This window comes from Nocardia sp. NPDC051990 (assembly GCF_040680755.1).
GTDB lineage: Bacteria > Actinomycetota > Actinomycetes > Mycobacteriales > Mycobacteriaceae > Nocardia.
Genome location: NZ_JBFAXH010000009.1, coordinates 186778 through 205163 on the forward strand (window position 1 = coordinate 186778; position 18386 = coordinate 205163).

Consider the following 18386-nt stretch of genomic DNA (forward strand, 5'->3'; position numbering starts at 1 on the left):
GGCGGAATCGGCTGATTGACCTCGGCTACCGCAACACGCTTCTCTATTTCCGCAACACCAAGCACGGCAGTCTGGACCTTGACCGCGCCATCAACGTAGCTTTCTTCGTTTCGGGAGCGGGCTGTTGGCGTTGTAGACACTTCAGTCTCGTCCCTCGGCGCAGCCGAATTGCCTGTGCCCGTTCAGATCTCCCGATATCGCGCCAGGACTTGCTTCACGGCATCTGTAACCGGTGGTTCCTCTGCCAGGCTGGTCCATGTGAACGCGTCGTGTTCGGTCAGCTGCACTGTGTCGGTATTCGCGACCTCGACCGTGAAGTTGAACTGGCGGCTCTTCCTGCCGCTGCCGGATTGGTAGTCGAACTCGCCCAGGTAGTTTCGGACGGCAGTAACGTCGAGGCCGGTCTCTTCCTTGACTTCCCGGATCAGGGCTTGGTCGATGGATTCGCCGGGATCGACTTTGCCGCTGGGAAGTTCCCAGATCCCACCCATGAAGTCGTCGGCGGGACGTTGTAACAGCAGGATTTTGCCGCCGTGTTGGACGATGGCGCCCACGACGAGTTGTTGTACCTCGTCCTGGTCGGCTTCACGCGTCAGCTTCTCCAGCAGTGTTGTCTCGATCATCGAGTTCTACCCTTTCAAATCGGCGTGGTGGGTGATGACTTTGTAGAGCGCTTCGATGTAGCGGTCGACGAGCGGCAGGTCCTCGTCTCGATGCCAAACAGGGAGTTTGAGCGTGGCATGGTGGAGCTCTTCGGCTCGTGGGTAGTCGCCCGGAGCGTAGCCGAGTTTGCCGGTGAAGGCCGGGAACAGTGGACCTGGTTCTTGGAAGAGCGGCAGCAGGTTCAGCGGGCAGGTCGATCCTGGTCGGTCGAATTCGTGGCAGCCCTCGGCCTGCAACGCGGCGTGGAAGCGCTCGACAGGCACATCGTCGAAGAATTCACCGTCGTAGAGAATCGCGAGTCCGTACCAGGCTGGTCGCGTGTGTGGTTCGTGCCAGGTGATAGTGAGACCCGGCTCTCGCTGGAGTTCGTCGTGGATGTGCTCGGCGATGCGCTCTCGCCCTGCGAGGTAGTCATCCAGATGTGAAAGCTGTTCCAGCGCAATGGCTGCGGCCAGTGGGTGGATGCGATGCTTGAGTCCCATGCCTGTCACGGTGTAGCGGCTGAGGTCAGATCGCGCTGGGATTTCGTTTCGGCACCGCTTGTTGTACTGGCCATGCAGCAAGACGCGGTGATACACCTGCTCGTCATCGGTGAGGATGAAGCCGCCTTCACCCGCCGACAGCGGTTTCGGCCCGTTCATGCTGAAAGCGGCGGCTCGCCCGAACGTGCCGAGCTTCTTCTCACCGATGCTCGCGCCGTGAGCGTGGGAGGCGTCTTCGAGCAGTAACAGGCCGTGAGCGTCGGCCAGTGTGCGCAGAGGTTGGACTTGTGCGGGCATCCCCCACATATGTGTCACCACAATGGCTTTGGTGCGCTCGGTGATACGTCGCGGCACATCGACCGGATCGAGGTTGCCACTCGTGTCGCAATCCGCCAGCACAGGAGTTGCACCCAGGTGCAAGAGCGGCGTCGCGGTGGCGAAGAACGTATACGCAGGCACGATCACTTCATCGCCTGGCCCGATGCCGCAGGCGGCGTACATCGAATACAGCGCAGCGGTGCCTGAGCTGGTGAGGATGGCGTGGCGGACACCGAAGTAGTGCTGAAGCGCATCTTCCAGTCGGGCGATGACACCCGAGCGGTCGTAGATCGAGATGCCCTCGTCGAGCTGGTCGAGGATCGCGATGCTGGTGGCCTCGGTCAGTGGCGGCCATGAAAAGTGCCGTGCTACTCCGGATATGACGGGCGGACCGCCGAGCAGCGCCAGTGGTGAGGTCACAACAGCTCCTTGGGATTGAGGTGGATGTGGGTGCGTGCGGCCTCGTAGCAGGCGGCGACAAAGGCCATGTGCGCGAGGTTTTCGGCTGGACCGCTGAGGTTGGGTCGGGTGCCGTCGATGACGCGGTGGAAGTAGTCGATCTGGCAGGCCGCGGCCGAGGGCCAGGCCTGTTCGCGATGCAGTGACTCGATGACCTCGCCGCTGTTGGTTAGTCGGCGGATACGGCCACGCTCCAGATGAACGACGCCCTCAGACCCGACGAGCCGGATCTCTTCGGTCTTCGGCCCGATGAACCGCGAGAGGAGCAACGAGCCGTAGAGGCCACTCTCGTACGAAAAGTGAATGAGCGCAGTATCTTCGGCGTCGTAACGCCGGTCCGGCCGCGCACCGACCGACAGCTCGGCAGCGATACTGTCCGGCAATCCGAAATACCAGAGAAGCAGGTCGATGAGGTGATAGCCCATGTCGATCACACAGCCGCCGCCCGCCTTGGCGCTCTGCCCACGCCAACCCTCCGACGGGTCATCGACATGCACGGTATAGCGGGCGTCGATCAGAAACGGCGTGCCGATCTGATCCGCGAGCTGCGGGAAGCTCGTATAGATCGGATTGAATCGCCGTTGCAGCGTGACCATCAGCTCGATGCCAGATCGCTCGCACAAATCCGCTAGTTCGATGGCCTCGATCAGGTCGGTGGCGAACGGCTTTTCCTTGAGGACGTGGACCTTGTGCTCCGCGGCCGACTCGATGACCGCCCGACCGGCGTCGTGTGGCACGCAGACCACCACCAGGTCGAGCGCCTGGGCCTCGAACATCTCGCGGTGATCAGCGAAGCCCGGCACTTGATGCAACGCTTGCTGCTCGCGCATGACGTTCGGGTCCTCATCGCAGACGGCGACCAACTCGACATGATGTGACGCTACGAGCGCTGGAATGTGATCGTTGATTGCCTGACGCCCGAGGCCCACTACACCGGCGCGCAGTGTCGCGCTGCGGCCCGCGACACGGCGCGCTGTGCGCCACCCGGATTCGATGTCCGGGTGGACGATGCGCGACGCTGGTGCCGCACCGAGCCCGCCTCGGGCGGATTCACATGGCCTCGTTATCGGTTCCCGGATCACATTGGCCCCCTTGGGTTTAGACGAGAAAGATCATCGTGTCCGGTGATCGTGGGACCGCGTAACCGCGTATGGGACGCCACGCGGGACGTCCTGGGACGTTTTCGAAGACGCATCAGGGTGCACTTGCTCGGCGAGCCATCCGTTGGGTTTTATTGAAAGCGTGAATGTCCGGCTTCAGTCCGTGCTCCACCAACGGGGGATCGTGCCCGGGGCCTTGGCCGATGTCTGCCAGGTCGACCCGAAGACGGTGAGCCGCTGGCTCGGCGGCCGGGTACCGCACGCCAGGCACCGTCGGCGGGTGGCTCATCATCTGCGCGTAGAAGAAACCTTCTTGTGGCCACCCGCCCCGTCCGCGCCGCCGGTGCCGGTGCCGCGGGACGTTGAACTGGTTGCCACCTACCTCAACCGAGCCGAAGTACCACGGGAGACCTGGCTGTCGCTGCTGCGCGAGGCCACCGAGCAGATCAACGTACTGGTCTTTTCTGGAACATTCTTCGCCCAATCCAACCCACACGTCGCGAAAATGCTCATCGAGCGGGCAACGCAAGGAGCCCGCGTCCGACTATGTTTCGGCGACCCTGACGGCCAGGCCGCCGCCGCTCGTGGGGAAGAAGAGGGCATCGGCGGGGCGACGCTGGGTGCGAAGATCCGGGCTTCGCTCAGCTACTACCGCGCATTGCTATCTCACGAGCGATGCGAAGTACGGCTCCATGACACGACCCTGTACAACTCGTTATTCCGTTACGACGACATGTTGCTGGTCAACCCTCATATCTGGGGACAGCCGGCCAGCGCCAACCCGGTCCTGCAACTCAAGCGGATCGGCGAAACCGGATGGTTCGACAACTACACCAAAAGCTTCGATGCAATCTGGGCTGACGCGCAGCCCTGGACCCCTGAGTGAGAGGCCGATCATGGGCAGGATCGAGTACTACCACGACCCGAAGGCACCGAAGCCCAATTCGCTTGTGGTGGCTTGCAATCTGCTGGTCACCGACGAATCCGGGGCGATCCTGCTGCAGCGCCGCCGCGACACCGGGCAATGGGCGCTGCCCGGTGGTGCCATGGACTTTGGTGAAACCGCTGGCCAATGCGCTATCCGTGAATGCGAGGAAGAGACCGGGATCACTGCGGAGATCACGGGATTCCTTGGCGTCTACAGCAATCCGAACCACATCGTCGCCTATACCGACGGCGAGATCCGCCAGCAGTACGAGAACACCTACATCGGGCGGCCGGTATCCGGGGAGCCGACGATCAACGAGGAAGCCGACGGCGTGACCTTCGTAGGCCCTGAAGACCTGGACCAGTACGACATCCACCCGAGTATGCGCCAGCAGATGAGGGACTTCCTGTCCGGCAACTACCCCTACCTCGGCTGATCCGCCAACGCCTGTTCGACATGGGCCGCAGTTGCCAGGATCTCCGGCTCGGCCCGCTGAATGAACCTGCCCACCACTGTGTCTGGGCCGTAGCGGCTCACGATCTCGGCAATCCGAGCGGTCGGCGTCGTCGGAGCGCCGTCCGGCGTGGTGGTCATATCTGCGTAGGTCAGAGTGTCCACAAGGAGTTGATCGTCGAGGATCGGGAACTCGGCTTCCAGTTCCTCACGCAGGCCGCGCTCGTCGGCCTCCAGTAGCGCGAATGTGTGGTTGGCAACCAGTCGCACAAGTCGGACGTCGGCATTGTGCTCATCACGCAGGAACCGGGCACCGTCGAGCGGGTGGAAGCCGGTCACTACGAGCCGCGGTGCGTAGCCGACGTCGTGCAGGACCGCTGCGGCGATGAGCAATTCAGAATCGGCACCGAGTCGTGGCCCGAGCATGGTGGCGGCACGGGCTACGCCCTCGGTGTGAGCCCATCGTCGTGGCAAAGGCTGTTCTAGCTCACCCTGGGCCACACGCCGCGCCCACGCTGGCAGATGAAGTGTCACGGTTTCACGCTACCCACTCCGAAAGCCGGCCTCGCGGCGGAGGAGGCGCACGGCGAGTACAACGAGCTGGTTGTGAAGGCTGGCCTTGTCGACCGGGGTCCGGCCAAGGGCACGATGGTTATCCGACCGTATGGCTATCGCGTGTGGAAGTTGCTGCAAGCCGAGCTGGATGCGCGGATCAAGGCGACTGGGCATGAGAATGCGTACTTTCCGTTGTTGATTCCGCAGAGCTACCTCGAGCGCGAGGCCGATCATGTCGATGGTTTCGCCCCTGAACTGGCGGTGGTGACTCACGCGGGCGGTAAGGAACTCGAAGAGCCGCTGGTGGTGCGGCCGACTTCGGAAACCATCATCGGGGAGATGATGGCCAAGTGGATCTCGTCGCATCGGGATCTGCCGATGCTGCTGAACCAGTGGGCGAACGTGGTCCGGTGGGAGATGCGCCCGCGAATGTTTTGTGGGCAACCGGGGTGTGAGGACGACATCAAAGCGGTGACCTCGGCGACGCCGCGATGCATGCCGCTGGACGGGCCGCCGGAGACGGGACGGTGCGTGCGTTGTGGCGCACCGGCCAGCTACGGCAAGCGGGTGATCTTCTCCCGCGCCTACTGAAACGCCACGTGGATCACCCTGAGTTCAGGGTGATCCACGTGGTCTTCAGGTCGGCGCCATCGCTAGCCGGTCTGCTCGCCTCCAGCGACCCGATAGGAGTTCGAGAAGAATTGATCTTTGGGTGTAAGTCAAATCGGTTGTGGTAGTGACGTTTTCGGCGAGCTGCCGCAGGCCCCGATCCTCGGCAGGACACGCAAAGCATGGGCAACTGGGAAACGGCTGGTCATCGTGGGGCTACCCGATCTGATCGCGCAATTGGCGATAGCGCACTAGCTCGGCGTTTGCTGTTGATCTGAAATCAACAGGCTTTGCTGGTAGATCAGGTCTCCGCGGGTGCGCAGGGTTTCTTCGTGCTCCGAGCCGAGCACGCGGGTTCGCGCATCGAGCAGTCGCTGGTAGTCAGCGGCGGCGCCTTCGTGGTCGTCGGCGTCTGCTCGGCAGCTGGCGAGAGCGCTGAGCGTTCGGAGCGTGTCTGGGTTGTCGGCGCCGAGCACGCGTGTTCGCAGGTCGTACAACTGCTGATAGTCGGCGGTCGCGGTGGCGAGGTCGCCTGTCATCGCACGGCTGGTGGCGAGGTTGTACAACGCATTCAGCGTGTCCGGGTGGTCGGCTCCGTGGACGCGTGCCCGTGCCGAGTGTAGTTGCCCATAGTCGTCGACCGCGCCCGTGAAATCGCCGCAGTCGAAACGGAACTCGGCGAGCCGACGCAGGGTGGTCAAGGTGTCGGGATGATCGGACCCCAGCACGCGAGTCTGGTCGGCGATCAGTTTCTCGTACTCCGAGACGATGCTCATCCGTCCACTGTACGGTCGAAAAGGCTATTTGCTCAGCGGGTTTCAGCCGATCCCTGGCCGCGCCCGCTTGTACCTCGGCGGCCCGTCAGACGCCAGAGCCCGCCTCACGGTGTTACGGGACACCCCGTCACCCGGGCGATTCGCCTTGATCGCCATAGCCCTCTGAGCGGTGCAAACGACGAATCTCAGCTCAATCCTCCACGGTTAATCGAACACAAGTTCGAACCGCGCGGTATGCTTGATGGATGACCGCCCGTCTGCTCTACACCGTCGACGGCAAAGTCGTACCGCCCGATCAGCTCGTCCGCACTGCGGACGGATGGGTCGAGCCCGCGCCCACGCGATGCCCGAAGGGGCACCCGCTCCAGCGCGGCCGGATCCTCGCCGGCTGGATGCCGTGCATCGGCGACGGCCGGTCTGGGCACCGCTCTCACGAATGCGCCTGCCACGCCACCGTCTACACGCCACCGCGGGCCGCCGACTGCCCGTGCCGCACAAGAGGAACGATATGGACGCAGCACTCGAACGGTTAGTAACCGTCGTCGTTGACGCGATCCCACCACGCAGCGACATGACCGCGGCCGACGTGTACCGGGCCGTGTGCGACGAGGTGACCCGGCCGCCGTCGCGGGAACAGGTCGAGCAGGTGCTCGAGGTACTGCAAACTCCGGGGCTTCGGTACGCGCCGGGGGATGTCGGCTGGGCCGTCGTTCTGCGCCTGCGCGATCTCGAATACCTGGCAGACCCGGCGCGGGCCAACGATCCGCCGCCGCCCGACTACAACGGACCGAGATAACACTGGTGGACCCGCGGTTACAGCTGGTTCCGCCGGTGTTCCAGTGCGGCGGCGATCAGGGCTCGGGCCTGGTCGCCGTACGGCGCATGAGTGGCGAGGACGGCGAATGTCTTTTCATACAGCGCGATCTCGCTCGGTGCGGTGATGGTGAGCTCGGCGGCAACGGTTTCCGCCAGGACCATGCGCCGGTCGAACACGACGAAGTTAGTTGCCGGAACACCGAAGTCGGCGGTTCTCGGAACAATGCCGAGCGCGATTCGCTGATTGTAGTCACTGCGGGCGGAGACCTTTCTCGGCGGGAACCGAGTAGACCACGTCGCCGGGTTCGATTCGAGACGACACCTCGGGGGCGAAGACGAGCGAGAACTTGCCCGGCGCGGGCTGGTGGAAGTCGAGTGCTTCCAGAACGCCCCGGTAGGTCGTTCCGTCCTTCTTGCGCAGCTCGACCTGTTGGCCCACCGTGAAGTCTCCGACGGCACGGCCGACGACGAACGGGTTCGGTCGGAAACTGACCGGGAAGATGCCTTCAACATAGAATTCGCTCACTGCTCATTCTCCTTTCTTCCCAGCGAGATAGCGTTGCCAGAACGCTTCATCGGCGCCGCCTGCCTCGAAAACGCCATCGTCCCGCCCGGGCACCGCGGACCTCTCCAAGACCGCTGCCGCCCCGACCGCTGCGCCAACAGCATCATCACGCCAAACCACCTCCCGATCTGGGCATCCGAACGGCACACCCTGCTCACCTTGCTCGACACACGCGGAATCACCGCCGGGCGAAAAGCAGTGCTCGAACGCGAACTCGCCGACGTCGATGCCGTCCTGAACCGCGCCGCGCCGACCCAGGAGCCGCGATGACAAACGGACCACAAGGAGTGTCCGACGAAACCGCCAAACTTTTGAGAACAGCCATGGACCGGCTCCTGGCTGGACGACCACGGCGCACGGACGGCCGCCTCATCAAGGACAACCTCTGGAAAGAAGCCGGTGTCAGCCGCGCGACCATGAACCGGGCGACCCAAGTTATCAGCGAATGGGACGCCAGAGTGAGCGCCTGCGACAGCTTCACACCGCGCGAAGCCCAAAAGAACGACGAAATCACCGTTCTGCAACGCGAACTCGCCGACAAGACCCGCGAATGCACCCGCCTTCAGAAGCAGCTCGACGCCGCGGCAACTGCAATCGCCGCCTTCCACCACGACAACGCGCTTCTGCGCCAGGAACTCCACCGAACCGGCGACATCATCACGCTGGCCGACCACCACGCGGCCCCACCGAGCCGTTCGTCATGATGATTCGATGGACAAACTCCTGGTGCTCGTCAACGGACTTCCCGGCTCGGGCAAGTCGACACTGGGCCGATCGTTGGCCGAGTCGTTGAACGCCCAGTTCCTATCGAAGGACGCCGTCAAGGAGGCCCTCGCAGACTGCCTTGACGACGCCGCTGAACTCCGCACACTCGGCGGAATCGCAATGGACACGGTTTGGGCCCTGGCACGGGCAATCCCAGGCACCGTCGTCATCGACTCGTGGTGGTTCAAGCCACGCGACCTTCACTTCGCCCGCACCGGAATCCGGAACACCGGAGCATCACACGCAGTCGAGATCTGGTGTTGTCAACAGCGCGCCAATCCGGACCATCTGACGGCAGATCAATTTGGATCACCTGGTCGGTTTTGTTGATGGTTCAGTCTTCAGTTGTGCTGGCGGTGGGGACTCGGCCGAGGTTGCGGTCCTTGAGCCGGTAGCTGTCGCCTTTCAATGCGATGACCTCGGCGTGGTGGACGAGGCGGTCGATCATGGCCGCGGCGACGACGTCGTCGCCGAAGACTTCTCCCCAGCGGCCGAAGACTTTGTTGCTGGTCACGATCAGTGAGGCGCGTTCGTAGCGGGACGAGACGAGTTGGAAGAACAGGTTGGCGGCCTCGTTCTCGAACGGGATGTAGCCGACCTCGTCGACCACCAAAAGCGGGTAGCGGCCGAGCTTGATCAGCTCGGCCTGCAACCGGCCGCCGTGGTGGGCCTCAGCCAGGCGCGAGACCCATTCGGCGGCGGTGGCGAACCCGACCCGATGTCCGGCCTGATACGCTCGGATCGCCAACCCGATCGCCAGGTGAGTCTTGCCGGTGCCGGGCGGGCCCAGAAACACCACGTTCTCCTTGGCGGTGACGAAGTCGAGGGTGCCCAGGTGGGCGATCACGTCTCGTTTGAGGCCGCGGGAGTGACCGAAGTCGAACTCTTCTAGGGATTTCCGGTAGGGGAAGCGGGCTGAGCGGATGCGGCTCTCACCGCCGTGAGACTCGCGAGCAGACACCTCTCGCTGCAGGCAGGCGATGAGGAACTCTTCGTGGGTCCAGTTCTCGGCGCGGGCGCGTTCGGGTAGTCGTTCGGCGGCTTCCCGCAGCGACGGAGCCTTCAACGCCCGGGTAAGGAAGCTCAGCTCGGCAGTGAAATCTCTTGTGGCGGTGGATGTTTTCGCGGTGGTTCTGGTCCGGCTGGGCATTAGGCCACCCCACCTTCTGCTTCGAGGTCGACCCCGAGGGCGGTGTCGTAGTCGGTGAGACACCGCTGCTCGACCTCGGGTTCGGGTGCCGGGCGCAGGACACCGATCCGGCCGCGCCGCAACACCTTCGCCGCCTCGACATGCTCGGGGTCGGACAGGGTTTGATGCCAGGCCCAGATCCGCTCGTGATCGGCGACGATCCGGCCACCGGAGAACACCCGGACCCGGTCCAGGTCGGCGAGGATCTCGATCCGGCGCCCGATCACCGACGGATGCACCGAATAGTCATTGGAATCCAAACGAATGTAGTGATCACGCGGCAGCCGAGCCGAGCGCCGCCACCCGGTCTGCGGCGCCACCGGCGGCAGGCTCAGCATCGCTTGGCGGTCCGCGGTGATCCGATCGGTCGGCGCGCAACCCAACGCCCGCCGCGGACGGGCGTTCACCAACTCCAGCCAATCATCGAGTTGAGTATTGAAATCGGTTGGGCCGGTGAAGGTTCGACCCGGCAGGAACGACCGCTCCAGATAATCATGAGCCCGCTCGATCATGCCTTTGGCTTCCGGATCAGCAGGCCTGCAAACAAGCACCTTCGTGCCCAACGTTCCCCGGAACGCTTGGCACTCGGCGGTCAACTCGCTACGTCCGCCACGCCAACGGCCGATCGCGCCTTCGCCATCCCACACCAAAACCCTTGGCACCGAACCCAAACGATGAATATGAGCCCACCAGCCCGCGAACAGATCCTCGGCATGCCGCGACGGGATCAACATCGCCATCAGCCACCGCGAATACCCCAGCACCATCGTCAGCACCGGCAGCTGTTTCGGACCACGGACCTGCCCGAAACCGACCGGCAACTCGATCGGCGGGAACCAGAAATCACACTGCGCGATCTCCCCAGCCACATACGTCGTCCGTGACGCGGGATCCGGCGGCAGATACGCCGGCCGCAACTCAGCGACCCGGCCCGAGAGCACCCGCACCGAGCGCGTCCAGCCGATCCGCTCGGCGATCACCGTCGACGGCATCGTTGGATACACCTTCAGCAATTCCCGGATCAGCGGCTCGACCGCATCCACGACCGACCCCTTGAACGGGCGCTGGTACTTCGGCGGCCCGTCCGAGGCCAGGGCTCGCTTCACGGTGTTGCGGGACACGCCCATCATCCGGGCGATCGCCTGGATCGGCATGCCCTCTGACCGGCGCAACCGACGAATCTCAGCCCAATCCTCCACAGCAAGCATCCCTTCGGTCCTCCCTGGCTCGGATAGAGCCAGAGTCACCGACCAGATGGTCCGTTTTGAGTTGCCGCACGGTGGTCATTTTTCACGTGCTGCCGACAGGTGTGACGTCCCCGCCGACATAGCCAAGGCTCGCTACGCGAGCAGAAACCGCCCAGCGTTCTACGAAGACCAGCAACGGCTCGCCGATGACTGGGACACATGGGCTGCGCATGCCGCGCCACTCGAGCTGACAGCCGACCCAATCGGCGACGAACATCCGCTGGCCAACTCTCACTGACGCCCTCTCCGCGCTGTCTCATGAGACAGCCGGATTCTGGAGAACACGACTTCTGAGACCCTACAAGACAGCAGGGTCAGGTCAGTCCGATGGCGAACTCGCCGACGCCTACCCCGGCAGTAAAGGCGGCCCACTCAGCCGCTGTGTAGTCGAGGATTGTTCCGACCGCATCCCGAAGGGCGGTGTGGCCAGTACTTGCGTCGTATTCGATAGCCGGAATGCCAAGGGGCGCATCGTCGTCGGTGGCGTCGCCAGTGGCGATCGCTAAGAACCGGTGCCAAGAGGCCGCCGGGATGGCGATCATCGGCTGGAAGGCTGGGTCGCCGTGGTATTTGCTGTCGCGGACGAGCACCTCATCCTCGGTGAACCGAACCTCGACACAGCTTGATGACTGGCTCGAGAATGAAGCTTTGAACCAGCCGGGGTTGGAAGGGGTGGTGCTCTCGTTCACGATGATGATCCTACTCACCTGGTGCTTCTGTCCTGCCTGCCAACTTCTCTATGAGAGCCAGTGAATCCTCGCGACTCAAGGACCGACTCTGCAGATGTCCGAATCCGACGGTCATACTCCGGATACGCTCCTCGTCTTCGACCAGTTCACCCCAGTCGACCGCTTCGGACCACCCCAGCGCAGGGAGATGCGGTCGGGCGAACTCAAGAATGTGGAACGTGAGGCAGCCGAAGATCGCGCCAGTCGTGCTGCTGAAGGGAAGGACGCGAAAGTCGATCGTGCCTGGATGACCGGTGATCATCGCAGCTAGATGCTGCAACTGGCCATGCAAGACGTCAACGCCTCCAGTCATCTGCCGCAGTGCAGCTTCGCTGACAACAACATTGAGGCGGAGTGGATTAGAGTCGGTGAGCCGTTCCTGACGGCGCATGCGCGCTTCGATTCGCTGACCTACCTCGATCTGACGGATAAACGCGGTATCGGACGTGATCAGCGCGCGAGCGTAATCCTCGGTCTGCAGCAGACCGGGAATCAACACGCTTTCGACTGTACTGATCTCCTCAGCGCCAGCCTCCATGCCCCAGAGCCGCAACTGTTCTTCACCGAACAGACCTTCGTACCCGTTCCACCAGGCGCGCTCTTTTGCAAGATCGCGCAACTCGAGCATCTCGGCCTTCTCGTCTTCCGAGAACTCCAACTGTTCTAGCAGTTCTCGCAGTTTGCTCTCGGTCAGGATGCGCTGATCGCGCTCGACTTTCGGCCAATAGGTCCGAGAAAACCCCAACTCCTTCGCAAGTTGGGGACCTGTGATGCCTAGGACTTCGCGCCGACGGCGCACCCGATACGACAGCTCCCACCGAGCTACCGCAGGCGATTTCGCAACCATGGCTACGTTGTCTCCTCTCTCGTACAGGCAGCGTCACCGTACACCAGAGCTGAAATGACACGTGTCATACTACGTCGCCAGAATACTTCTGTTACACCTTGACGAATTCAAACTATGCGACATACCGTCAGACGTGTCGTTCATCACATTGAGCGGCTTACAGCCTGTGAGTAGGGGTGATGACTATGCGGTGCGCTTCAAGACCGAATGCGGACCCAATGACCGCCAGGCAGGCGGGCATCGGATGAGTGCTCCGGGTGATGTGGACAAGGCGATAGAGCTGTGCGGCTGTTACCGGCACGTATGTGGGTTGGATGCGTTCGTGCGTGATGGCGTCGGTCCGATCTTTATGCGGGTCGGTGGTGTGGGTGCGGTGAGGATGCCCGCGCCGCTTGGTCAGCGGGTTCATGACCGGCTGGTTGGGCCCGGTCCGGTCGTGATCGAGATCGATGGCGCGTCGCGAGCGTGTTGGACGATGCTCACCGGTGCTGTCGGGCATCACCTGTGGGATGTGGCTACTTTCGGGATGCTGTCGGCCGTCGAAACGCGGCTGGTGCCCGACGGGTATGAGATCCGGTTGCCGACGCCACGCGATGGCAGGTTCCGGTGGCTTGTGATGCCTAAGGATGGGTATCGGCCATCGCCAGATCATGTGATCGATGCGGTCCGGGTGTGCAGGGGTGAACGGTGACCCCCGATGCCGTCACCCCTCTCTACAGGCCCCTGTCGACAGGGGTGACGGCCGAATCGTCGAGCTCGAGGCGAGGCGCCACGTCAGGTAGGTCAGTCCGGGTCAATGTCGCGGGCTGTCCGTTGCAGGCCGCGATGCCGTCCACGGATATCGGGACGGCGGATCAATGTGGTTGGTATCGGCGGGTTCTGGAGCTTCCGGTTGTGGTTGTGCCGCGGACGAGGCGGATCGTGGTTCGCAGGATTGATGGCCTGCTGGATGCGGTGGTGATGCCGTCGCCGTTGGGGGAGAAGGTCGCCACGTGGCTTGCGATGGACCGGCAGCTCGGTCCGGTGATCGAGCACCGGGACACCGCGCGCACGACGTTTGTGACCGGTCCGGCTGATGGTTACGAACACACGATCTTCGCGACTCTTCTGCGTCTGAACGTCGGTCTCGGTGGCACACATATCGTGCTGCCGTCACCGGACGATGGAGGTTCGGGTATCTGGCGGTGGCTGTTTCTGCCGTGCAACGGATTTCGACCGGTGATGCGGATTGTGCTGGACGCGGTGGTGGCGGTGAGTGCGCGATGATCGCACCGACGTTCGGACATCTGCGGGATTACGGCGGGTCTGATGAGTGGGTTCGCCCCGGTCTGCCAGGCGAGGGTCCGCCCGATCATGTATCGGCGTTGCGTGGGCGGCGTTGGGTGGGTTCGAGTGTTGGGCGTCGGTCGTGAGCGGGCGGGTGCGGGCGTACGGGATCGTGATCTGGGATCGATCCGGGGAGCAGGCCCCGGCCGAGGTGGCGACGATCCGTGAGGTTGCTCGCCACGCCTGGCTGGATTTGCGTGCTGTCTCGGTCGTGGGTTCGGCGAACCTGAGTGTGCTGCTGGCCAGCTTCGCGACGTCGGGGATCGATGTGGTGATCGTGCCGATCGTGTTGCGTCCGACCGGGTGGCTCGATGCGGTTCGCCGTGACTGCGATGTGTGGACATTGTCTCCGCCCGGATACTGGCCCCGCATTCATGCTTCGGAGGTAGCGGGTGAGTTCATCGCCAGCTCGGGATTGTGCTGATGAAATCCCCACGCCGCGTCCGGCATATCCACATCGAATCCGGGCCGCTCGTGCTGGATTTCCAGGGCAGCGCCGAGCAGATCAGCAGCGTCGCCGCGCAACTCGCTGCTGCCGCTGATGCCGCCGATCTCACTTTCACCGTGGACAACGAAGTCGGGCCGCACCTTCCCGAACTCCCCTGCGGTGGCCTCTGGGAATAGCCGCCACCGGTCGCGATGCGACCAGTTCGCCCCTCCTCGCCACCACGTCGTACTACCCGCGCGGTACGCGCGGACTCGTGAATACCCATCAATATGAGAGGCAGATCCACATGGCCACAGCAACGGTTTCCACTGCCGACAACACCGGCGCCGAAACCAGCGACACCGGACCGGGACTCGCGATCATCGATCAACGCCGTCGGGTGTATCGAGATGAGTTCGGGTTCAACACCTTCCGCGACCCACACACCGACGCCATCACGATGGTCGCCGGAAGCGTATCGGCGGTGATCACAACAAATACGCTCGGTCCGCAGGTCAGAACCCTGCTCGGTGCCGGATCGGTGCCGGTGTTCTCGGTCGGTCACCGCGTGTGGGTGTTCCTCACCGACCCTCCGACACCGACCGACAATATCGCCCAGCTGAACGTCAAGTTGTTCACACACAGTGCGGTACCGCTGTTTTCGGGAGCGCTGATCGTTCTGCCGACGCCGGGCAACGCCAAACGGTGTTGGTTGCACCTGCCCGACGGGTACTCACGGCCTTCATTCGCTGCCGTGGTCGATGCGGTCGAAACCGCTGCGGCGCAGGCAGACTCGCAATGAACACCGCCGACCGGATGGCACCGCTTCGGTCGCTGGATTGTCAACTCGACCCGGCGTGGGTGGACTGGCTCGCCCACAAACCAGACTCCTTAAACCGGTTCTTCGCACACGATGTGCCACACATGCCGCCAGACAAATACTCCGAGACCGCAATCCGCACCGCCGAGCACGCCCTGCTCGCCCACTTCACCGACTACAGCTCAGCCGATCCCGACGATCCGCTGCTCGCACGATTCGGCTACTACCTGGGCGAGACTCTCACCGAATCCCTCGACGGCTACTGGATCAACGAACCCTTCCCTCATCCGTACCGGCCGCGAGCCACGGTCCGTTTTCCCTACAGCGATGTCCGGATCTGCGTCGACGAGCAAGTCGCGCTGGCCCTGCACCACCGATCAGGCAGCTACTGGGCGCAGACCTACACCGCACTGTCGGGGTTGTGCGCGGCATGGCAGGAATCCGGGCCGGGCCGCCGCCAATGGGGCACGCCGTCGGTATAGACGCGCCGCTCAGTCTCCGCCGACCCACATGCCTACGCCCCAGACCGTGGCTGTCCGGTACCGGCCCGGCCCGCACTCGATCGACCACATCTCCCGGCTCGCGAGGCGTCCGCACCAGGAGACCACCACAGATATGACCGATGGCGGGTGCCTATACTTTCACCCGAGCGCGTTCCAGCGGGAGTCGACGAAGCGTGGGTCGCGCAGGCTGCGGAGTCGGTTTTCGAGTTCCTGTGCTGCGGCGGCGTCGCCCTGGCTGGCGTGGCGGATGTATGCGTTGAGGGTATGGAGGTCGCGCATTTCTCGTAGGAGAGGGAACCCGTCCCATTGTCGAACGTCCCAGCCGTAGGCAGCGACGAAGCCGTCGATTTCAGTTGGGGTGGTGCCGAACCGGGCGCCTTGGATGGTATTGATGAGGTCGAGTTCGCGTGGAGCGATACTGATTTCGTCCCAGTCGCCCAGCAGTGCACCGGAGGGACCCCAGAGGGTGTTTCCTGGGTAAGCGTCGCCGTGGACCATGCCGTGACCGAGCTCGGAAGCGAGATGGTGGTATTGGCCGATGATGTGGTGTGTGCGTTCGAGCAGCCACTGCTTGTCCGGTTCGGTGAGAGCTTGTGTGGCGCACGGATTTTGGAGGGTTTCTAAGAGCCCTACCAGTGGCGGATAGTCGGGGAGTTCGAATGGCGGCTTGGGTAGGGCATGTAGGCGAGCCAGGATGGCGCCGAGTTCGCTGGCGGGTGGGCGGGCGCGGTCGTTTTGTGGGTAGTACTGCCAGAACGTGACGGTGACGCCGTCGATATCGATGGCGTGATCGATGCGGGGTTCGGTCACGGGGATGCCCTGGTCGGCTAGCCATCTCGTGATCATCACCGATGCCCGAGCGCGTAGTCCGTGGTGCTCGTTGTGGCTGATGCGGGCCACGGTGTGTTCGTGAGGGAGCAGGTAGACGACGTTGGAATGCTTGCGGAGTAGGCGAGCACCCGACGATGAGAGGCCAGCTTGCTCACATGCGATGGTGAGCAGGGTTTCGGTCACTTCGCGATCGGTCATCGCCGTGGAGGGAATTGCGTCGAAGTGAACACGTCGATTTCCTGGCTGAGGGTCCGTGCGATCGGAGCATTTGCATCGCGGGTGGCTCGCAGCGAATTGTCAACAGCCCGTAATCCTTCCGCCACCGGATGAATGTGCTGTGCAGGCGACAGAGCGAAGACCGGAGCGAGGATTTCGCGTGCACCGTCGATAGCGCGGCCGGTGATGCGGACGATGGCGATGTCGGCGCGAGCCAATGCTTCGTCGCCGTATGAGCGGTCCTGCTCCCGGCCCCGGGTGTAGCCGTCGACCGCCTTCTGAGACCACCATTCGGCGTTGTCAGCTTCGCCGAGGAGCCGGTAGGTCGTCCCGAGGTAGTAGGCCAGTTTAGTGGTGGGGAACCGCAGCGAACCGCCGAAGGCGCCGACGTCATCGACACTGTCGGACGCAGTCTCGGCTGTGGCCAGAGCTTCGGTGGTCGCGTTCGCGGCTTCGTCACGGCGTCCGAGTCGGGCGGCGCATCGCGCTTCGAGCGCGGCAAGCCGGATCTTGTGCTCTCCGGTGGGCGAGCACTGGGATGCGCGGCGGGCGATCTCGATCGCGCTGCCGGGGTTGGTGTTCCATTCGGTGATCAGTGCTTGGGTGCCAATCGTCCAGGCGCGTAGGCCGTTGTGTCCTGCTCGCGCTGCGAGGGATTCCGCAGCACGTGCGTGTTGCATCGCTGCGACGGGATTGCCGAGGTTGCTGGTGATCTGCGCGAGTAATTCTATGGTCACCCCCGCCAGAACCAACAGCTCCCGTGCCCGCGATGGTGGCGGACCGGTGTGCAGTGCCCGGCGGATCGTGTCGCGCAGAGCATCAAGCTCGGCCACCAACGGACGTGGCGGTGCGTGCACGAATTGCTGCGCGATACGTGATAACTCGCTTGCGAGGCTATCGACAGTCAATTGCCCGGCATGGTCGTTGCTGGCCCACTCTGCCAACGCAAGTGATGCCTCCGCCGAAGCTTCGAGCCGATCCGGAACCGGGCCGCTCGAATGGGGAGCTTCTCCCAACTCTTGGGCCAACTCGATCAACAACCCGTCGGCCGACAGCTCGGCATCGAGGCCAGCGGCGACACTCGGTGATGGCAGGCGGCGGCCGTTCTCGATGCGTGATAGCGCACCGGCGTCCAAACGGATTGCGGCAGCGACACTGCGCAGCGAACGATCTTTGCGCAGCCGTAGCCGTCTGGCGACCTCGCCGAATACTGGTGTTTCGCTCACGCCCGATTGGTCCCCTTACCGCAACGGCCTCGACCTGCGTTGCCAGCAGCTGGCAACAAACGGCAACACCGCAACACTGTCGGCGGATGCCTGCTGGCACGAACATCATATGCAGCACCCGGCGCCACCTGCTGGTTATCGGCTCATCGCACAATCCAGCGGCGGTCCGCCCCTCATGCGGTTCGCATCGGCCAATGGAGCAGGCCCAGGCGAAGGTAATCCACCGGCCCGCGCCGGGTGCCCTCGAACAGCAGGGAGGCAGCGATGTATTCACCACCGTCCCCAGATCAACGGGATCTGTGGCTGATCGCTGGCCGCGACTGCGCCGCCGCACCGGGACCTGAAATCAGCAGCGACCGTGCGGCTTTCCTGGCCGCTGTGCACGCAGGTCATGGCCCAGGGTGTTGTCAGCTTCTAGGAGCACTCGCTCGGCGCGGCGACGCGTGAAGGCGCTAATACCCGCCTCGCGCCCATCAATTCGATCTCCGACGCACCTCCTCATCCCCCGAAGCAGACGCGCATCTCGTCTCCCATGAT

The 18386-nt window shown here is 63.4% G+C and carries 26 protein-coding genes and 3 pseudogenes; 14 read left to right on the forward strand and 15 right to left on the reverse strand.

From position 1 onward, the window contains the following. Positions 1-182: 182 nt before the first annotated feature. The 3 genes from AB0L63_RS19300 to AB0L63_RS19310 are packed head-to-tail and all read right to left on the reverse strand — an operon-like array spanning position 183 to position 3004. The gene (locus AB0L63_RS19300) at positions 183-623 is read right to left on the reverse strand and encodes an NUDIX domain-containing protein (RefSeq protein WP_364502361.1); all 441 of its coding nucleotides are present in this window, start codon (positions 621-623) and stop codon (positions 183-185) included. A 6-nt stretch (positions 624-629) separates the two neighbouring features. Continuing rightward, positions 630-1883: a DegT/DnrJ/EryC1/StrS family aminotransferase gene (locus tag AB0L63_RS19305; RefSeq protein ID WP_364502364.1), complete on the reverse strand. Its 1254-nt coding sequence runs from the start codon at positions 1881-1883 to the stop codon at positions 630-632. After that, positions 1880-3004, reverse strand: a complete 1125-nt coding sequence (locus AB0L63_RS19310; protein ID WP_364502367.1) for a Gfo/Idh/MocA family oxidoreductase — start codon at positions 3002-3004, stop codon at positions 1880-1882. Before AB0L63_RS19310 ends, AB0L63_RS19305 begins: the two co-directional genes overlap by 4 nt. Positions 3005-3146: 142 nt before the next feature. Between AB0L63_RS19310 and AB0L63_RS19315 the strand changes: the two genes are divergently transcribed. Next, positions 3147-3908: a hypothetical protein gene (locus AB0L63_RS19315; protein WP_364502370.1), complete on the forward strand. Its 762-nt coding sequence runs from the start codon at positions 3147-3149 to the stop codon at positions 3906-3908. A gap of 10 nt (positions 3909-3918) precedes the next feature. Further along, complete coding sequence (locus AB0L63_RS19320; RefSeq protein ID WP_364502373.1) at positions 3919-4386, forward strand: NUDIX domain-containing protein; 468 nt, start codon at positions 3919-3921, stop codon at positions 4384-4386. Here AB0L63_RS19320 and AB0L63_RS19325 read toward each other — a convergent pair. Further along, complete coding sequence (locus AB0L63_RS19325; RefSeq protein ID WP_364502375.1) at positions 4374-4937, reverse strand: HD domain-containing protein; 564 nt, start codon at positions 4935-4937, stop codon at positions 4374-4376. The genes AB0L63_RS19320 and AB0L63_RS19325 overlap by 13 nt on opposite strands. 66 nt (positions 4938-5003) lie before the next feature. Here AB0L63_RS19325 and AB0L63_RS19330 point away from each other — a divergent pair. Next, positions 5004-5390 (forward strand): annotated as a pseudogene (locus AB0L63_RS19330) (proline--tRNA ligase); the annotation flags it as partial. Further along, complete coding sequence (locus AB0L63_RS19335; protein WP_364502483.1) at positions 5388-5549, forward strand: hypothetical protein; 162 nt, start codon at positions 5388-5390, stop codon at positions 5547-5549. The pseudogene AB0L63_RS19330 and the gene AB0L63_RS19335, both read left to right, overlap by 3 nt. Positions 5550-5818: 269 nt before the next feature. Here AB0L63_RS19335 and AB0L63_RS19340 read toward each other — a convergent pair whose 3' ends face one another. Then, positions 5819-6343, reverse strand: coding sequence for a tetratricopeptide repeat protein (locus AB0L63_RS19340; RefSeq protein WP_364502378.1), 525 nt, complete (start codon positions 6341-6343; stop codon positions 5819-5821). Positions 6344-6406: 63 nt separating this feature from the next. Further along, a pseudogene (locus AB0L63_RS19345) lies at positions 6407-6527 on the reverse strand (IS21 family transposase); the annotation flags it as partial. 324 nt (positions 6528-6851) lie between these two features. Here AB0L63_RS19345 and AB0L63_RS19350 point away from each other — a divergent pair. Beyond that, complete coding sequence (locus AB0L63_RS19350; RefSeq protein WP_364502381.1) at positions 6852-7139, forward strand: hypothetical protein; 288 nt, start codon at positions 6852-6854, stop codon at positions 7137-7139. A gap of 17 nt (positions 7140-7156) precedes the next feature. Here the strand turns inward: AB0L63_RS19350 and AB0L63_RS19355 are convergent, their stop codons facing one another. Both AB0L63_RS19355 and AB0L63_RS19360 read right to left on the reverse strand, forming a co-directional pair. Beyond that, entirely contained in the window at positions 7157-7396 is a 240-nt protein-coding gene (locus tag AB0L63_RS19355) for a Scr1 family TA system antitoxin-like transcriptional regulator (RefSeq protein WP_364502486.1), read from the reverse strand. 13 nt (positions 7397-7409) lie between these two features. Beyond that, complete coding sequence (locus tag AB0L63_RS19360) at positions 7410-7685, reverse strand: hypothetical protein (RefSeq protein ID WP_364502492.1); 276 nt, start codon at positions 7683-7685, stop codon at positions 7410-7412. Between AB0L63_RS19360 and AB0L63_RS19365 the strand changes: the two genes are divergently transcribed. Genes AB0L63_RS19365 through AB0L63_RS19375 form a run of 3 tightly spaced genes read left to right on the forward strand, consistent with a single transcriptional unit; the run spans position 7590 to position 8819 of the window. Next, positions 7590-7994, forward strand: a complete 405-nt coding sequence (locus AB0L63_RS19365) for a hypothetical protein (RefSeq protein ID WP_364502384.1) — start codon at positions 7590-7592, stop codon at positions 7992-7994. The two genes, AB0L63_RS19360 and AB0L63_RS19365, sit on opposite strands and share 96 nt — an antisense overlap. Positions 7995-8011: 17 nt before the next feature. After that, positions 8012-8428: a hypothetical protein gene (locus AB0L63_RS19370; RefSeq protein WP_364502386.1), complete on the forward strand. Its 417-nt coding sequence runs from the start codon at positions 8012-8014 to the stop codon at positions 8426-8428. Between the two features lie 7 nt (positions 8429-8435). Further along, complete coding sequence (locus tag AB0L63_RS19375) at positions 8436-8819, forward strand: AAA family ATPase (RefSeq protein ID WP_364502388.1); 384 nt, start codon at positions 8436-8438, stop codon at positions 8817-8819. Positions 8820-8823: 4 nt separating this feature from the next. Here the strand turns inward: AB0L63_RS19375 and istB are convergent, their stop codons facing one another. The 4 genes from istB to AB0L63_RS19395 all read right to left on the reverse strand — a co-directional run bounded on the left by istB (position 8824) and on the right by AB0L63_RS19395 (position 12500). Further along, positions 8824-9639, reverse strand: coding sequence for an IS21-like element helper ATPase IstB (istB, locus tag AB0L63_RS19380; protein WP_364502391.1), 816 nt, complete (start codon positions 9637-9639; stop codon positions 8824-8826). Continuing rightward, positions 9639-10886, reverse strand: a complete 1248-nt coding sequence (gene istA, locus AB0L63_RS19385; protein WP_364502393.1) for an IS21 family transposase — start codon at positions 10884-10886, stop codon at positions 9639-9641. The genes istB and istA overlap by 1 nt, the downstream gene beginning before the upstream one ends. A 353-nt stretch (positions 10887-11239) precedes the next feature. After that, entirely contained in the window at positions 11240-11614 is a 375-nt protein-coding gene (locus tag AB0L63_RS19390) for a DUF397 domain-containing protein (protein ID WP_364502396.1), read from the reverse strand. A gap of 10 nt (positions 11615-11624) precedes the next feature. Continuing rightward, positions 11625-12500 carry a Scr1 family TA system antitoxin-like transcriptional regulator gene (locus AB0L63_RS19395; protein WP_364502398.1) on the reverse strand — a complete coding sequence of 292 codons (876 nt, stop codon included), beginning with the start codon at positions 12498-12500 and terminating at the stop codon, positions 11625-11627. 61 nt (positions 12501-12561) lie between these two features. On the opposite strand from AB0L63_RS19395, the gene AB0L63_RS19400 reads away from it, so the two are divergent. From AB0L63_RS19400 to AB0L63_RS19425, 6 genes are all read left to right on the forward strand, one after another. Continuing rightward, positions 12562-13191 (forward strand): hypothetical protein, encoded by a 630-nt coding sequence (locus AB0L63_RS19400; RefSeq protein WP_364502400.1) that lies wholly within the window; start codon positions 12562-12564, stop codon positions 13189-13191. Next, positions 13188-13766, forward strand: coding sequence for a hypothetical protein (locus tag AB0L63_RS19405; protein WP_364502403.1), 579 nt, complete (start codon positions 13188-13190; stop codon positions 13764-13766). The genes AB0L63_RS19400 and AB0L63_RS19405 overlap by 4 nt, the downstream gene beginning before the upstream one ends. Before the next feature lie 142 nt (positions 13767-13908). Next, positions 13909-14250: a hypothetical protein gene (locus AB0L63_RS19410; RefSeq protein ID WP_364502405.1), complete on the forward strand. Its 342-nt coding sequence runs from the start codon at positions 13909-13911 to the stop codon at positions 14248-14250. After that, entirely contained in the window at positions 14250-14450 is a 201-nt protein-coding gene (locus AB0L63_RS19415) for a hypothetical protein (RefSeq protein WP_364502407.1), read from the forward strand. Before AB0L63_RS19410 ends, AB0L63_RS19415 begins: the two co-directional genes overlap by 1 nt. Positions 14451-14560: 110 nt before the next feature. Next, complete coding sequence (locus tag AB0L63_RS19420) at positions 14561-15055, forward strand: hypothetical protein (protein WP_364502409.1); 495 nt, start codon at positions 14561-14563, stop codon at positions 15053-15055. Positions 15056-15177: 122 nt separating this feature from the next. Further along, a complete protein-coding gene (locus AB0L63_RS19425; RefSeq protein ID WP_364502412.1) occupies positions 15178-15555 on the forward strand; it encodes a hypothetical protein in 378 nt (125 codons plus the stop codon). Positions 15556-15714: 159 nt separating this feature from the next. Here the strand turns inward: AB0L63_RS19425 and AB0L63_RS19430 are convergent, their stop codons facing one another. The 3 genes and pseudogenes from AB0L63_RS19430 to AB0L63_RS19440 all read right to left on the reverse strand — a co-directional run. Beyond that, entirely contained in the window at positions 15715-16590 is an 876-nt protein-coding gene (locus AB0L63_RS19430; RefSeq protein WP_364502415.1) for an aminoglycoside phosphotransferase family protein, read from the reverse strand. An 11-nt stretch (positions 16591-16601) separates the two neighbouring features. Then, complete coding sequence (locus tag AB0L63_RS19435) at positions 16602-17660, reverse strand: hypothetical protein (protein WP_364502495.1); 1059 nt, start codon at positions 17658-17660, stop codon at positions 16602-16604. 15 nt (positions 17661-17675) lie between these two features. After that, positions 17676-17849, reverse strand: a pseudogene (locus AB0L63_RS19440) (helix-turn-helix transcriptional regulator); the annotation flags it as partial. Positions 17850-18386: the final 537 nt, after the last annotated feature.

Coding starts and splice junctions, on each gene's coding strand:
- AB0L63_RS19320 (WP_364502373.1), top strand. CDS start 3,919: ATGGGCAGGATCGAGTACTACCACGACCCGAAGGCACCGAAGCCCAAT.
- AB0L63_RS19350 (WP_364502381.1), top strand. CDS start 6,852: ATGGACGCAGCACTCGAACGGTTAGTAACCGTCGTCGTTGACGCGATC.
- AB0L63_RS19425 (WP_364502412.1), top strand. CDS start 15,178: ATGCCGCCAGACAAATACTCCGAGACCGCAATCCGCACCGCCGAGCAC.
- AB0L63_RS19340 (WP_364502378.1), bottom strand. CDS start 6,343: ATGAGCATCGTCTCGGAGTACGAGAAACTGATCGCCGACCAGACTCGC.
- AB0L63_RS19395 (WP_364502398.1), bottom strand. CDS start 12,500: ATGGTTGCGAAATCGCCTGCGGTAGCTCGGTGGGAGCTGTCGTATCGG.
- istA (WP_364502393.1), bottom strand. CDS start 10,886: ATGCTTGCTGTGGAGGATTGGGCTGAGATTCGTCGGTTGCGCCGGTCA.
- AB0L63_RS19420 (WP_364502409.1), top strand. CDS start 14,561: ATGGCCACAGCAACGGTTTCCACTGCCGACAACACCGGCGCCGAAACC.
- istB (WP_364502391.1), bottom strand. CDS start 9,639: ATGCCCAGCCGGACCAGAACCACCGCGAAAACATCCACCGCCACAAGA.
- AB0L63_RS19335 (WP_364502483.1), top strand. CDS start 5,388: ATGTTTTGTGGGCAACCGGGGTGTGAGGACGACATCAAAGCGGTGACC.
- AB0L63_RS19415 (WP_364502407.1), top strand. CDS start 14,250: ATGAAATCCCCACGCCGCGTCCGGCATATCCACATCGAATCCGGGCCG.
- AB0L63_RS19300 (WP_364502361.1), bottom strand. CDS start 623: ATGATCGAGACAACACTGCTGGAGAAGCTGACGCGTGAAGCCGACCAG.
- AB0L63_RS19375 (WP_364502388.1), top strand. CDS start 8,436: ATGGACAAACTCCTGGTGCTCGTCAACGGACTTCCCGGCTCGGGCAAG.